This is a genomic window from Cohaesibacter marisflavi (assembly GCF_900115225.1).
GTDB lineage: Bacteria > Pseudomonadota > Alphaproteobacteria > Rhizobiales > Cohaesibacteraceae > Cohaesibacter > Cohaesibacter marisflavi.
In genome coordinates this window covers 151,039-166,284 of the sequence record NZ_FOVR01000008.1, presented here as the reverse complement: position 1 = coordinate 166,284, position 15,246 = coordinate 151,039, and the positions used below count along the sequence as shown (strand labels likewise).

The 15,246-nt window shown below is 52.7% G+C and carries 11 protein-coding genes; 8 read left to right on the top strand and 3 right to left on the bottom strand.

Annotated features, from left to right (window positions below):
• The first annotated feature begins 153 nt into the window (after nucleotides 1-153).
• Both BM258_RS15290 and BM258_RS15285 read left to right on the top strand, forming a co-directional pair.
• Nucleotides 154-3,012: a valine--tRNA ligase gene (locus tag BM258_RS15290; RefSeq protein ID WP_090073821.1), complete on the top strand. Its 2,859-nt coding sequence runs from the start codon at nucleotides 154-156 to the stop codon at nucleotides 3,010-3,012.
• Between the two features lie 149 nt (nucleotides 3,013-3,161).
• A complete protein-coding gene (locus BM258_RS15285; RefSeq protein WP_090073723.1) occupies nucleotides 3,162-3,413 on the top strand; it encodes a hypothetical protein in 252 nt (83 codons plus the stop codon).
• Nucleotides 3,414-3,436: 23 nt separating this feature from the next.
• Here the strand turns inward: BM258_RS15285 and BM258_RS15280 are convergent, their stop codons facing one another.
• Complete coding sequence (locus tag BM258_RS15280) at nucleotides 3,437-4,315, bottom strand: ATP-binding protein (RefSeq protein WP_090073819.1); 879 nt, start codon at nucleotides 4,313-4,315, stop codon at nucleotides 3,437-3,439.
• Nucleotides 4,316-4,567: 252 nt separating this feature from the next.
• Between BM258_RS15280 and yajC the strand changes: the two genes are divergently transcribed.
• From yajC to BM258_RS15260, 5 genes are all read left to right on the top strand, one after another.
• Entirely contained in the window at nucleotides 4,568-4,903 is a 336-nt protein-coding gene (gene yajC / locus BM258_RS15275) for a preprotein translocase subunit YajC (RefSeq protein ID WP_090073721.1), read from the top strand.
• Between the two features lie 76 nt (nucleotides 4,904-4,979).
• Nucleotides 4,980-6,614, top strand: coding sequence for a protein translocase subunit SecD (gene secD, locus BM258_RS24805; RefSeq protein ID WP_244544717.1), 1,635 nt, complete (start codon nucleotides 4,980-4,982; stop codon nucleotides 6,612-6,614).
• A gap of 18 nt (nucleotides 6,615-6,632) precedes the next feature.
• On the top strand, nucleotides 6,633-7,592 hold the full coding sequence (secF, locus tag BM258_RS24800; RefSeq protein WP_244544716.1) for a protein translocase subunit SecF: 960 nt from the start codon (nucleotides 6,633-6,635) through the stop codon (nucleotides 7,590-7,592).
• 123 nt (nucleotides 7,593-7,715) lie between these two features.
• Nucleotides 7,716-8,111 (top strand): Mth938-like domain-containing protein, encoded by a 396-nt coding sequence (locus BM258_RS15265; RefSeq protein WP_090073818.1) that lies wholly within the window; start codon nucleotides 7,716-7,718, stop codon nucleotides 8,109-8,111.
• A gap of 24 nt (nucleotides 8,112-8,135) precedes the next feature.
• Nucleotides 8,136-9,005, top strand: a complete 870-nt coding sequence (locus BM258_RS15260; protein WP_090073720.1) for a squalene/phytoene synthase family protein — start codon at nucleotides 8,136-8,138, stop codon at nucleotides 9,003-9,005.
• Between the two features lie 3 nt (nucleotides 9,006-9,008).
• Here BM258_RS15260 and trmFO read toward each other — a convergent pair whose 3' ends face one another.
• Entirely contained in the window at nucleotides 9,009-10,415 is a 1,407-nt protein-coding gene (trmFO, locus tag BM258_RS15255; RefSeq protein ID WP_244544715.1) for a methylenetetrahydrofolate--tRNA-(uracil(54)-C(5))-methyltransferase (FADH(2)-oxidizing) TrmFO, read from the bottom strand.
• A 243-nt stretch (nucleotides 10,416-10,658) separates the two neighbouring features.
• On the opposite strand from trmFO, the gene BM258_RS15250 reads away from it, so the two are divergent.
• A complete protein-coding gene (locus tag BM258_RS15250; protein WP_090073717.1) occupies nucleotides 10,659-11,279 on the top strand; it encodes a hypothetical protein in 621 nt (206 codons plus the stop codon).
• Nucleotides 11,280-12,270: 991 nt separating this feature from the next.
• On the opposite strand, the gene uvrA is transcribed toward BM258_RS15250, so the two are convergent.
• Entirely contained in the window at nucleotides 12,271-15,165 is a 2,895-nt protein-coding gene (uvrA, locus tag BM258_RS15235) for an excinuclease ABC subunit UvrA (RefSeq protein WP_090073714.1), read from the bottom strand.
• Nucleotides 15,166-15,246 lie beyond the last annotated feature (81 nt).

Below are 15,246 nucleotides of genomic sequence, written 5' to 3'. Positions count from 1 at the left end.
GTTGACAGCTTTGGGGGAATGGGATTTACACCATAACCGATACAGTTTTCGTACCGACCAGTGCGCTGTCGTAACTCTGCTTGTGTCGGTTCAAGCCTCAGAATGACAGATCTGCAAGCGAACGCGCTGGGCGATCTGCAATATGGATGTGCAATGCTTGAAAAAACTTTTGATGCGGCGACCGTAGAGCCGCGCCTTTATGATGAATGGGAAAAAGCCGGCGCATTCAAAGCCGGCGCTGGCAAGAAGGATGGACAGGACAGCTTCTCCATCGTCATCCCACCGCCGAACGTCACCGGCTCGTTGCACATGGGACATGCCCTGAACAACACCCTTCAGGACGTCATGATCCGCTATCACCGCATGAAGGGGCTGGACGTCCTCTGGCAGCCAGGCATGGACCATGCAGGTATCGCAACACAGATGGTTGTTGAACGCCAACTGGCCGCCAACAATGAGCCGGACCGCCGCTCCATGGGCCGCGATGCCTTTGTTGATCGCGTCTGGCAGTGGAAGGGCGAATCCGGAGGCACCATCTTCAATCAGCTGCGTCGCCTTGGTGCCACTGCTGACTGGTCTCGCGAACGCTTCACTATGGACGAGGGCCTCTCCAAGGCCGTTCAGAAGGTTTTCATTCAGCTTTACAACGAAGGCCTGATCTACCGTGGCAAACGCCTGGTCAATTGGGACCCGAAATTTGAAACCGCGATTTCCGATCTCGAAGTCGAGAACAAGGAAGTCGACGGCCATATGTGGCACTTCAAATATCCACTCGCAGGCGGTGAAACCTACACCTATGTCGAGAAGGATGAAGACGGCAATATCCTCTTCACCGAAGAACGCGACTATATTTCCATTGCAACGACCCGTCCTGAAACCATGCTGGGCGATGGCGCCGTTGCGGTTCATCCGTCCGATGAGCGCTATGCACCAATCGTTGGCAAGCTTTGTGAAATCCCGGTTGGACCGAAAGAGCATCGTCGTCTGATCCCGATCATTTGTGATGAATATCCCGATCCGGACTTTGGCTCTGGTGCCGTTAAAATTACCGGTGCGCACGATTTTAATGACTATCAGGTTGCCCGACGCAACATGATCCCTTGCTACCGTCTGATGGACGTACAGGCAGGCATGCGCGCCGATGGCGCCCCTTATGCCGAATGCGCTGCCAAAGCACTGGAAATCGCCAAGACCGGCGAATTGCCCGGCGAACGCGAAGTGGATGAAATCAACCTCGTTCCTGACGAATATCGCGGTCTTGATCGCTTCGAGGCTCGCAAGCAGATCGTTGACGCCATCAACGCTGAAGGCCTTTGCGTTTTCGCCAAGGATGAAGAAGGCAACGACGTTCCTTTCGTCGAAAACAAGAAGATCATGCAGCCGTTTGGCGACCGCTCCGGTGTTGTCATTGAACCAATGCTGACTGACCAATGGTTTGCCGACGCCAAGACCCTTGCGGGTCCAGCGATCGACTCGGTCAGGGAAGGGCGCACCAAGTTCGTTCCGCAGAATTGGGAAAAGACCTATTTCGAGTGGATGGAAAATATCGAACCTTGGTGTATTTCCCGTCAGCTCTGGTGGGGCCATCGCATTCCGGCCTGGTTCGGCCCGGATGATCACATCTTTGTTGCCCATGATGATGCAGAAGCGGCCGAACAGGCCAAGGCGCATTATGGCAAGGATGTAGACCTGAAGCGCGACGAAGACGTGCTGGACACCTGGTTCTCCTCGGCGCTGTGGCCATTCTCAACCCTTGGCTGGCCTGACAAGACACCTGAGCTGGAACGCTATTACCAGACCGACGTTCTGGTTACCGGCTTTGATATCATCTTCTTCTGGGTTGCCCGCATGATGATGATGTCCATGCACTTCATGAAGGAAGAGCCGTTCCACACCGTTTATGTTCATGCGCTGGTGCGCGATGAGCATGGCGCCAAGATGTCCAAATCCAAAGGCAACGTCATCGATCCGCTCGATCTGGTTGACGAATATGGTGCGGACGCCGTTCGCTTCACCCTGACGGCCATGGCCGCACAGGGACGCGACATCAAGCTGGCCACCAGCCGCGTTGCAGGCTACCGCAACTTCGGCACCAAGCTTTGGAACGCAACCCGCTTCACCCAGATGAATGGCTGCGAACGCACCGCTGAATTTGATCCGTCTACCGTTAAGGAAACGGTCAACCAGTGGATTGTTACCGAGTTGGCCAAGGCCGCAAAAGACGTGTCTGACGCCATTGAAGCCTATCGCTTCAATGATGCAGCCAACACGCTTTACCGCTTTGTCTGGAACCTTTATTGCGACTGGTATATCGAGCTTTCCAAACCTGTTCTGCAGGCCGAAGGCGAGAGCGCAGCCAAGAGCGAAACACAGGCCTGTGCAGCTTGGGTTCTGGACCAGATCTGTTTGCTTCTGCATCCGATTATGCCATTCATCACGGAAGAGCTCTGGGCAGAAACCGGTAAAACCGGTCCGGCTCGCAAGGGTCTGCTCATTCTGGAAGACTGGCCAAGCTATGACATTAAGGACACAGGCGCAGCTGATGACATCAATTGGCTTGTCGACATGATCACTGCCATTCGGTCGATCCGGTCTGAGATGAATATCAAGCCGTCTACCCAGCTCAAGCTTGAAGTTGTTGGTGCATCAGATGAAACCAAGGCCCGCCTTGCAGCCCATGATGCCATCATCAAACGTCTGGCACGGGTTGAAGACATCAAGGTCTCTGAAGCCGTGCCACAGGGCTCCGCTCAGGTTGTTGTTCATGAAGCAACCGTTGCGCTGCCACTGGCAGGCATCATCGATCTGGATGCGGAAAAGGCGCGTCTCGAAAAAGACCTCGACAAGATCGCCAAGGTCGCCGAAAAATTCGAGAAAAAGCTGGGCAACGAGAAGTTCGTTGCCAACGCTCCAGCAGAGATCGTTGAAGAGCAAAAAGCCAAACTGGCCGAGCAGAATGAACTGAAAGCCAAGGTTCAAGAAGCCCTCGACCGCATTCTGGCCGCTCTCTAGCGTCTGGTCGCACACGACACAAATTGAAACCCCGTTAGCATCCGCTGGCGGGGTTTCTATATCCCTTGTTTGAATTGAGGAGAAGAGCAAACAGGCGTAAACTCGCATTGTAAGGCCCATCAAATGCACCTTAACACTGGGAGGATTTTATGTCTGACTGGGTCATCAAGGGATATGATTGCGCCGAAGAATTCTACTCCAGATCCTTCAGGCGGATGGAACAGAGTCAGGTAGAGCATTTATTGAGAAAGCTCTATGAACAAACACTACCGATCAACGACAGGACGCGCTACACGATGAGTGAGGATGCTTCCTTCATCGTTACGCACCCTGACCGTATCGGCAAAACAATGGCAATCGGCTCCGAGCTTCGTTTCATCGCGCAGAGAATAACCCACTAGCGCCAGACAAAAGGGCGCTGTCTTTACGAAATCTGCACACCCTTGGCGCCAGCGAGATCCTGAATGAACTGCCAGGCTACACGGCCTGAGCGGGATCCACGCGTCGTTGCCCATTCCAGCGCAGAAGAACGCAACTCATCCGCATCCACCTCGATGCCATATTCAGTCACGTAGCCCTCAACCATCGCCAGATAGTCATTCTGAGAGCAATTGTGAAACCCGATCCAAAGCCCGAAACGATCGGAGAGGGATACCTTTTCCTGTACGGCCTCACTCGGGTTGATCGAGGTTGAGCGTTCATTCTCGATCATGTCCCGTGGCATCAAGTGGCGCCGGTTCGAGGTCGCATAGAACAATACATTCCCCGGACGGCCTTCGATACCCCCGTCCAAAACCGCCTTGAGCGACTTATAGGCCGTCTCGCCAGTATCGAACGACAGGTCATCACAGAAGAGAATGCAGCGCTCTTCGTGCTCTCTGAGGATACTCATCAGAATTGGCAGGCTATCGATATCCTCGCGCGCAATCTCTATCAGCTTGAGTGCGGTCGCCTTGCCTTCCAGTTCCTTGTTGACCGCCGCATGACAGGCCTTCACGAGCGAACTCTTGCCCATGCCGCGCGCGCCCCAGAGCAGGGCGTTGTTGGCAGGCAGGCCCTTGGCAAAACGTTGGGTATTTTCAAGGATCATATCGCGGTTGCGATCGACCGCTTTGAGGAGAGAAAGCTCTACCCGGTTCACCTTACTGACCGCCTGCAAATGCGGTACCGGATCTGCATGCCAGACAAAGGCATCCGCCGCTCCAAGATCCACATCTTCGGGAAGTGGGGGGACAGCACGCTCGATGCTCGCATGTATGTCCTTCAGAATTGCGGCAATATCAGCAAGTGTTTTGGCAGTCATGAAACCGGAGTCTCCGTCTTTTGTCGCCCTGTGCCAAATTAGGTGCAGAAAAACAGCAATAATGGCTGCCTTCACCCTTTCCCTTTGCACAAAGGATCATTATGTCTAAGCCTTGATTAGCAGAATTGGACCGGACGTTGCAAACCATCAACTGACTATTTGCAATCTCCGCCGGGACCGCTATAGTCCGCTCAAATTTACAAAAGCCTAAAGGGACGGGATACGTCCATACTGGCCTCAAAGGAGCAAGAAATGTTTGTAACGCCAGCTTATGCACAGGGCGCAGGTGCCGCCGCCGGTCCGGAATTCCTGATTTCCGTTTTGCCGTTCATCCTGATTTTCGTGATCATGTATTTCCTGATCATTCGCCCGCAACGTCAGCAGATGAAAAAGCACGCTGCATTGATTTCCAATGTTCGTCGTGGCGACACAATCGTCTCCAATGGCGGCATTGTCGGCAAAGTGACCAATGCGACTGACGAAAATGAAATTTCTGTCGAAATTGCAGAAGGCGTAAAGATCAAATTGATGCGTAAGTCGATTGCCGAAGTCCGCTCCAAGAGCGAACCAGCAGGCGACGCTAAATAATCGCATTCGAATATTTGATACTCATATGCACTCGGACATGGTCCGGGTGCACTGCCTATGGTGGTAGGATAGCCTTATGCTACATTTTGCCCGATGGAAGGTGACACTGGTTTTACTAGTGGTTATTGTAGGCCTTCTCTTTTCTATTCCCAACCTCTTTTCCGACCAGGAACTGCAAGACGATTATCCAAGCTGGCTGCCAAACAGCAAGATTGTGCTTGGTCTTGACCTGCAAGGTGGTGCGCACATTCTCATGCAGGTGGAAAAAGAAGGCATTATCGAGGATCGGCTCGAGATCCTGCGCGGTGATGTTCGTTCTGCTTTGCGTGAAGATAAAATCGGTTACACTGGTCTGGCTGCTAGAGATGGCGCTGTTCAGGTCCGCATCCGCGATATCACGCAGCTAGACGCTGCGCGTGAAAAATTGCAAGATCTGGTTCAACCTGTCTCGACCTCGCTACTCACTGGTGGTGGCGCGATGGAAACCTCGCTCGAAGTCAATGACGATGGCCTGATGCGCCTTGTGTTGACCGAGGAGGGCATCACCTCGCGCGTATCAAACGCAGTGGCTCAGTCGGTAGAAGTCATTCGCCGCCGCGTTGACGAACTCGGAACGACCGAACCATCCATTCAGCGCGAAGGGGAAGATCGCATTCTCGTTCAGGTCCCTGGCCTGCAAGACCCGGATCGCCTGAAAGACATTCTAGAAACAACCGCGAACCTGTCTTTCCGTATGGTCGACACGTCCATGGCGCCAGAAACGGCTCTTCAGACGCGTCCACCGCTGGATTCCGAAATTCTCTACGAGGCTGACGATCCACAGAACCCGACAGCTCAGGAAAACCGTGTTCCATATCTCGTCAAGAAACGCGTTCTGATTTCCGGTGACGAACTGGATGACGCGCAGCCCACATTTGATTCCCGTACAAACGAACCGGTTGTCTCCTTCCGCTTCAATACATCGGGCGCCAAAAAGTTTGCTCGCGTTACCGAGCAGAATGTTGGCCTGCCATTCGCCATCGTACTTGATGATGAGGTTATTTCAGCCCCATCCATCCGTGAACCAATCCGCGGCGGTTCCGGCATTATTTCCGGCTCCTTTACAGCCGAAAGCGCCAACGACCTTGCCGTGTTGATGCGCGCCGGTGCGTTGCCCGCCAAGCTGACCATTGTTGAAGAACGGACGGTTGGTCCGGGCCTTGGTGCTGACTCCATTGCTGCCGGTGAAATTGCCGGTATCGTGGGTGCTTTTGCCGTCGTGATCTTCATGATCATTGCCTATGGCCTGTTCGGCATTTTTGCCAATATCGCGCTGGCGGTGAACGTTTGCCTGTTGCTCGGGGTACTTTCCTTCCTCGGTGCCACGCTCACATTGCCCGGCATCGCCGGTATCGTGTTGACTGTTGGCATGGCAGTGGACGCCAACGTTCTGATTTTCGAACGCATACGAGAAGAAAACAATTATGGTCGCTCTACAATTGCTGCAATTGATGCGGGTTACTCCCGCGCTTTGGGCACCATTCTCGACGCCAACATCACGACCTTCATCGCCGCAGTGATCCTCTTCTCTCTGGGCTCTGGTCCAGTGCGAGGCTTCGCGATTACGCTGGCCGTTGGCATCGTAACGACCGTCTTCTCGGCATTCACTTTCAACCGATTGATTGTTGCGACATGGATCAAATACCGTCGCCCATCCAATCTGCCAATCTGACCTACCGGAGATAAGAAAATGAAACCAATTCGTTTTATCCCGGATGGCACCAAAATCCGGTTCATGCGGCATCGGTACTGGAGCTTTCCGCTTTCAGCCACCTTGCTTGTCGCATCCATTGTATTGTTCTTGATCGCGGGCCTCAATTACGGCATCGACTTCAAGGGCGGTACGCTGATTGAAATCCAGACGGCTGAAGATGTCGCCGATCTGGCGTCTATCCGTGGCAACCTCAATGCGTTGGATCTGGGCGATGTGGAAGTACAGGAATTCGGCGCACCGAATGACGTGCTGATCCGCGTTCAAACCCAGGGCGGCGAAGGCGAAAGCGCAGAAGAGGCACAGCAGCGTGTCGTGTCTCTGGTCAAGGAAACCCTCGGCAACGCAGTGACTTACCGCCGCGTTGAGGTGGTTGGTCCCCGAGTTTCGGGCGAACTGGCAACGACCGGCGCCATCTCGGTCCTCTCGGCGTTGCTCGCCATCATGGTCTATATCTGGTTCCGGTTCGAATGGCAGTTTGCTGTTGGGGCTGTTGCCGCTACGGCGCATGACGTGATCATGACCATCGGTGTGTTCGCATTGTTGCAGATCGACTTCAACCTGACCACCATCGCAGCTATCCTGACGATTGTCGGTTATTCTTTGAACGATACCGTGGTTGTTTACGACCGTATTCGTGAAGATTTGCGCAAATACAAGAAGATGCCGCTCAAGGAAGTGCTTGACCAGTCCATCAACCGGACGCTCTCTCGTACGACCCTGACATCCTTCACAACTTTGCTGGCACTTGGCTCGCTCTATTTCCTTGGCGGGGAGGTCATTCGCTCCTTCACCTTCGCCATGATCTGGGGTGTTTTCGTCGGCACCTACTCATCGATCTTCATCGCAGCCCCACTGCTGATCTTCTTCAATCTGCGGTCTGAACATGTTCAGAAGCCAGACGATGGAGAAGAAGTAGAAGGCACAGCAGCGTCCTGATCGATGGTATTCAAATGGCTGCAGGGCAAAAAGGCCTCGCCCAATTTGAAAGACAATTCCCACGCCGGAGAGACAACCTCTGGCGTGGACACTGATCCAACGGTTGAAACAGACCAAGATACTATGGCTCCGGCATCCGGCCTTGAAATGACAGATGCCTATTATCCCGGACATGACCCAATCGATTTCTATGGCAATGGCGGCTTCCGCTTTGGCGAAATGTCCCATCAGGGAGCCATTCTGTTTTTGCCCAGTGGCGTGCACCGCTGGGACGTCGAAACAGTCAATGCTCTGACGACTGATCACTTTGCCAAGCTGCTGGCTGAAAGCCGCGACATCGAACTTCTGATCCTTGGAACGGGCAATCTCATTGTGCCACTCGCCCAATCGCTTGCGAACCACATGCGTCAAGCGGGCATAAAGCTGGATATCATGAACACGGGCGCAGCGGTAAGAACCTTGAATATTCTGCTATCTGAGGACCGGGCCGTTGCTGCGGCGTTATTTCCGGTGTCATAACCGACCATCAACGCGGAGTACTCCATGTCTGGTTCCGAAGATGTCTTTTCTTTCTGCCAGAGTGAATTAAAGGCCCTCGATCCTGTCAGCCATTTCGCGGCCCTGACGGCCCCGCAAGAGAAGCGGCCTGCACTGATGGCGCTTTTTGCCTTTCTTACCACTCTTCGCCGCATACCCGCTCAGGTCAGCTCAAAAGAAATGGGCGAAATCAGACTGCAATGGTGGCGAGACATCCTATCGGACACCCAATCAAACTTCACCGACGGATGCGGGCTGGCCAATATTGGCCCCCTGGCTACAGCACTCAAGCAAACGCAGAAACAGTTCCAGCTCCCGTCCGATCAACTGGAAGCCATCGTGGATGCCTACTCATTAGATCTTTCTACCAGTCCGATTCCGAATGACAACACCTATGATAGCTACGCGAGATCGACAAAGGGCATGCGCCTCGCTCTTGCCTGTCGCATTTTGAATGATGGCCAATCGCCAGACCAGCTTGCCCTGCTATTCATGACAGCAGGCAAGGCCATAAGCCTGGCTGAACACCTTCGGACGTGGCCAGAAGCGGCAAAGGCAAAACGGCTCTTTCTGCCGCTTGATATATTTGAAAGTTTTGGCCTTTCCGAGCAGGACCTTTACGCTACGCCGCACTCCAAGCAGAGCGCAGAGGCGATCATGGCCTTGTGCCAGAAAGCGTCCGATTTGCACAAAGAGTCCATAGAGGGTCTCAAGGACATAAAAGAGGGTGGAAACGCCCATCTGACACCAGCCTTTATGGCGCTCGCACCTGTTCTGCCAATATTACTAAAACGCCAGTGGAAACCTCATGATCATCTTGAGATTTCCAACTGGCGCAGCTATTGGAGCATTTGGCGTATGGCCAGCAAATTCTAGAAATCAACTGATTTGAATGGCGTCCAACCAGGCTTTGGTGTCATCCAGCGCGCGTTTGGAAAGAGCTTTTTTCTTGGACAGCTGCTTTTCTACGCCACGCATCTTGGATCCATCCTCACGTCGGCGAGAAAATTCGACCGGTGGAAACAAGCCAAAATTGATATTCATTGGCTGGAAAGAGCGTTTGCCTCCGTTGGAGTCAATCAAGTGCCCACCGGTAATATGAGCCAACAAGGCACCAAAAGCCGTAGTCTCAGGTGGAGGCACAGCAGCCCGCTCATGCATTTCAGCTGCAATGAAACGACCAGCGAGCAAGCCAATAGAAGCGGATTCCACATAGCCTTCACAACCGGTAATCTGTCCGGCAAAACGCAGGTGCGGATGGCTCTTCAGCCGCAAGCTTTCATCAAGAAGCTTGGGCGAATTGAGGAAGGTATTGCGATGAATACCGCCAAGCCGCGCGAACTGGGCATTTTCCAACCCCGGGATCATACGAAACACCTCAGCTTGCGCACCATATTTCATCTTGGTCTGAAAGCCGACGATATTGAACAAGGTACCTAACTTGTTATCCTGTCTGAGCTGGACGACTGCAAACGGGTCTTCATCAGGCTTATGCGGGTTGGTCAGGCCAACCGGTTTCATCGGACCATAACGGGGCGTGTCCCGTCCACGTTCGGCCATGACCTCGATGGGCAAGCAGCCGTCAAAATATTTCGCCTTTTCCCATTCCTTGAACTCGGCTTTATCAGCGCTCAACATAGCCTCGAGGAAAGCGGTATATTCCGCTTCATTCATGGCGCAGTTGATATAGTCAGCTCCGGTGCCCGACGGGCCTTTTTTGTCATATCGCGACTGAAACCAAGCTTTATCCATATCGATGGAATCGAAATGAATGATTGGCGCAATCGCATCATAAAAGGCGAGGGACTCTTCGCCCGTCAGCGCCAAAATAGACTTGGACAGGGCCTCGGACGTCAAAGGACCGGTCGCCACCAAACAAGGGCCTTCATCCGCAGAGGGCAAGGAGTCCAGCTCGCCCCGTTCAATCACTATCAGGGGATGACTGGAGAGCTTTTCCGTCACCGCTTCAGAAAAAGCTTCCCTTGCAACCGCCAAAGCGCCGCCAGCCGGAATGGAATTGGCATCTGCGCATGCCATGATCAGCGAGCCAGCTTCACGCATTTCCTGATGCAACAGGCCAACCGCATTGGCCTCATGATCATCCGAACGGAAAGAGTTGGAGCATACAAGCTCGGCGCAATGATCCGTCAAATGAGCATCCGTTGAACGATTCGGCCTCATTTCATGAAGGGTAACCGGAATGCCCGCATTGGCCAGTTGCCAGGCGGCCTCTGATCCGGCAAGCCCGGCCCCGATGATACGCACCGATTTGTTGCTCTGTGTCACTTCGCTGATCTTTCTGTTTGGATTGACTATGCCTGACGAACCGGCAGAAATCCGTCGAGTAGCGATACCTAACACTGTTTTGGAAAAATGCAAGACATGCTGAAAATCTGACTCAAATTTCATCGCAGGAAACTCGGGTCTTGTTCGTAGGACAATAGCCACTTTTTTGTTGGCAGTTTGACGACGCAGTGATAACACACATTGAACCACAGATCGAAGGCCTATCAAACGGGAACAATCTTCATGAAATTCAAACTCATAACAACCGTTCCCCTTTTGATTGCGTTGGCAGGATGCAACGCCCAGACATCCAGCTCCACCAGCGGCTGGATCAGCGCCATGAACAATCGCGCCCCCACGAAAACTACCATCTATGTTTGCCACGCATTCGGCTGCAGCCTGAAATATGGCTATCACTTTACCAAGGGCGATCTTGCAAAACTCAAGAGAATACTCCACGCCGGGCGCAAAAGCCCCGAGGCGGAGCTTAAGGCCATAGGCAATGCCGTCGCTTGGTTTGAAAAACGTGTCGGCCCCTATGTCGGTTCAGATAAGGACAAGGGTGGGCTGGATATGAGGAATGCCGGCGTCCCCGGCCAGATGGACTGCATAGACGAAGCCAGTAACACCACATCGCTCATCACTTTTGCCCAGCAGCATGGCTTTCTGAAATACCACAAGGTTCAATCGCCGGTCGCACGAGGCTTCTTCCTTGATGGCCGCTACCCTCACGCAACCGCCGTCGTACTCAATACCGAGAATGACAGACGCTACGCGATCGATAGCTGGATCTATGACAATGGCGTCTTTCCCAAGATCAAGCCTCTGGAAGACTGGATGGCTGAATCCCCAGCCAGACATTAGAGCCTCTTTTATCCCACAGCACACCATGATGCTCAGCCGCTAAGCCTGGAGATAGCTGGCTGGCAGAGCATCTACGCATAACAAAAAACACATTCTGCGGCCACTGACCGTTGAGTGTCGATTCTTTGGATTTAATGCCTGAAATTAGAAAAGCCCACCGGGGGAGGAGATCCGGTGGGCTTCTAAGGGTGTTTCAAAACGGGGAGGAATCGTTTCGAAACGTCTCAGACTTTCGGGAGGAGGAGAAAGTCTGGATTCCTATAAATCTGTTACATACCAACCGCGCGTCGTGCGGTCTGCGTTACGTCTGCACGAGAAATGCTGACTTCGCATTCTCTATTCGACAGACGATTAAGATTATCGACCGTGTCACGAAAATTGCGCCACTGCCTATAATTCTGAACAACCGTATCAAGCATCTTTTCGATCCTACGTTGCCGAACCTTCAAGTGACTCTGCATCTCTAAAGAGATGACTGTTTCGTTTTTTAATCAACATCTCGTTGCTGTTGATAAATAGATAGCAAAAGACACCCGACATTTGCACTGCAAAAATATGCATAGCTGTCTTGCAGATCATGCAAAACCGTCATTGCTATTTCAAAGGCCTCGCACATTTCGCATAGCCAGAACGAAATTCAGGAAATTAATACATCACTTCAATGACTTGGAAATATGCGGTTTCGAATCTCAAAATCACGCGAACATACGTAGTAGGACGTATGCTTACTTGGTCAAGAGCAGGGGGCTTGTGAAAAGCAAAAATCTTGAGAAGGAAAGTCAGAAAATTGCAATATTCATTATTGCGAATTTTGCAACGCAACACAAATAGCGATCACATCAGTGATTTAGATCAATGCATGCTAAAACACAATGAGAGTTTTGGAAAAAAATGAACAAGTTCAATATCTTGAAATTTTTCCCAGAAACAATTCTCATTGTGCATCGCCGAAAGTATTACGTATTTTCCCTCAATAAAAATCAAAAAGGACTCACGATTTAGAATCACGCCGTTCCTTCAGTTCTTTCAAAAACTGACCCGTGTAGCTTTCTTCGCACTTCATGACGTCCTCAGGCGTTCCTTCAACGACGATCTGCCCGCCGCCGTCACCACCTTCCGGTCCAAGATCAAGAATCCAGTCTGCAGTCTGGATCACTTCAAGATTATGCTCAATCACGGCAACCGTGTTGCCCTGATTGACCAATTCATGAAGAACTTCGAGCAGCTTGGCCACATCATGAAAATGCAAGCCTGTGGTCGGTTCATCCAGAATATAGAGCGTCCGCCCCGTTGAGCGTTTCGAAAGCTCCTTGGCAAGCTTGACCCTTTGCGCCTCGCCACCAGAAAGCGTCGTGGCTTGTTGCCCCACTTTCACATAGCCCAAACCGACCCGTTGCAAAGTCACCATCCTGTCACGTACAGCAGGAACCGCAGAGAAGAAGTCAGCCGCTTCATCAACGGTCATATCAAGTACGTCTGAAATCGACTTACCCTTGAACTGAACTTCCAGTGTTTCTCGGTTATAGCGATGCCCTTTGCAAACATCACATGTAACATAGACATCCGGCAGGAAATGCATCTCGATCTTGATGACGCCGTCGCCCTGACAAGCTTCACAGCGCCCGCCTTTAACATTGAAGGAAAAGCGACCGGGTGCATAGCCGCGCGCCTTGGCTTCGGGCAGCCCCGCGAACCAGTCTCTAATAGGCGTGAAGGCGCCAGTATAGGTGGCCGGGTTGGAGCGCGGCGTCCGTCCGATGGGGGACTGGTCGATATCGATCACCTTGTCGACATACTCCAGCCCTTCGATCCGCTCATGCGGCGAGGGCATCTCCCTCGCCCTGTTCAGCTTCATGGCCGCGCTCTTATATAGCGTATCAATAAGGAAAGTGGACTTGCCGCCGCCAGACACCCCGGTCACACATGTAAAAGTGCCAAGAGGAATGGAAGCCGTAACATTTTTGAGGTTGTTGCCACGCGCATTGACGACCGTGATCTGTTTCTTTTTCTTTCCCTTGCGGCGACTATGGTCAACAGAAACGGTCTTCGCACCAGAAAGATACTGGCCCGTGAGAGACGCCGGATCGGCCATGATTTCGGCCGGCGTGCCTTGAGACACAATGTGCCCACCGTGAATACCAGCCCCAGGCCCAACATCGACAACGAAGTCAGCTTCCAACACAGCGTCTTCATCATGCTCAACGACAATCACCGTGTTGCCTAGATCCCTCAAATGCTTGAGTGTTTCCAATAAGCGTGCGTTATCGCGTTGATGCAAGCCGATAGATGGCTCATCCAAAACATAAAGAACTCCGGTCAACCCAGAACCAATCTGGGAGGCCAACCGGATGCGCTGGCTTTCACCGCCAGAGAGCGACCCCGAACCACGCGAGAGCGTCAGATATTCAAGGCCAACATCGTTGAGGAACTTCAGCCGTTCGCGAATTTCCTTAAGGATACGTTCCGCAATCTCGATCTGTTTTTCAGACAGGGTGGCGGGCAGATCCTGCACCCACCGGGCTGCGGCGCGAATGGAAAGACTTGAAATCTGTGAGATATGCTTGCCATCCAGCTTGACCGCAAGCGCTTCGGGTTTGAGGCGATGCCCATCACAGGCAGAGCAAGCGTGGGCAGATTGATATTTGCCAATATCCTCGCGCACCATGCTGCTCTCGGTTTCTCTAAACCGACGCTCAAGATTGGGAATGACACCTTCAAACGGTTTGGTCGTCTTGTAGGATCGCGCCCCGTCATCATAAACAAAGAGCACCTTCTCCTTGCCGGTACCATAGAGAATGACTTCCTGCGCCTTGAAGGGCAGCTCGATCCAGGGAACCGTAAGAGAGAAATCGAAATGCTTGGCCAACGCCTCCAACGTCTGGCGATAGAAGGGAGACGAGGTCTTGGACCAAGGCGCAATCGCCCCATCCTTGATGCTCCGGGAGTTGTCAGGGATGACGAGCTCGGGGCTCACCTGAAGTTCACTCCCCAGACCATCACAAACAGGGCAGGCGCCGAACGGATTGTTAAAGGAAAAGAGCCTTGGTTCGATCTCCGGAATGGTGAAACCGGAAACAGGGCAGGCGAACTTCTCCGAAAAAGTAATCCGCTTGGCTTCCCCATTCTCTTCCTTCTGATCCACCATTTCGACGATGGCCAGCCCATCGGCCAACTCCAGAGCCAATTCGAGCGAGTCGGCAAGGCGTTTCTCGATGCCTTCCTTGACCACCATACGGTGAACGACAACCTCGATATTGTGTTTGAACTTCTTGTCCAGCGTCGGCAAATCGCCGTCATCATACATCTGCCCGTCAATCCGGAAGCGCGTGAGCCCGCGCTTGACCAACTCGGCTAACTCCTTGCGGAACTCGCCCTTGCGCCCACGCACAATGGGCGCCAAAAGCAAAAAGCGGGTCTTCTCGGGCAGCTCCATGACACGGTCCACCATCTGGCTGACCGTCTGGCTTTCAATCGGCAAGCCTGTCGCCGGACTATAAGGAATACCCACGCGCGCGAACAGAAGGCGCAGATAGTCATAGATCTCAGTCACGGTCCCGACTGTCGAACGCGGGTTACGCGAGGTCGTTTTCTGTTCGATGGAAATGGCAGGCGAAAGCCCCTCAATGGAATCCACATCGGGCTTCTGCATCATTTCAAGAAACTGGCGAGCATAGGCCGAGAGGGATTCAACATAGCGTCGCTGCCCTTCGGCATAGACGGTATCAAACGCTAGCGAGCTTTTGCCGGAGCCAGACAGGCCGGTCATGACCACGAGCTGATCGCGCGGAATATCAAGATCAACATTCTTGAGATTATGTTCCCGGGCACCGCGAATCGATATCGCTTTCATCGAAGGTGCAACGGACACTTTTTTATCAATCGTCATGTCAAACAGTCTTTCTATCAGCGCGAGGCAGGCGTCTGGTTTTCACCCGACTATGCTTTACGATGCCTGGAGAGCCAGAGA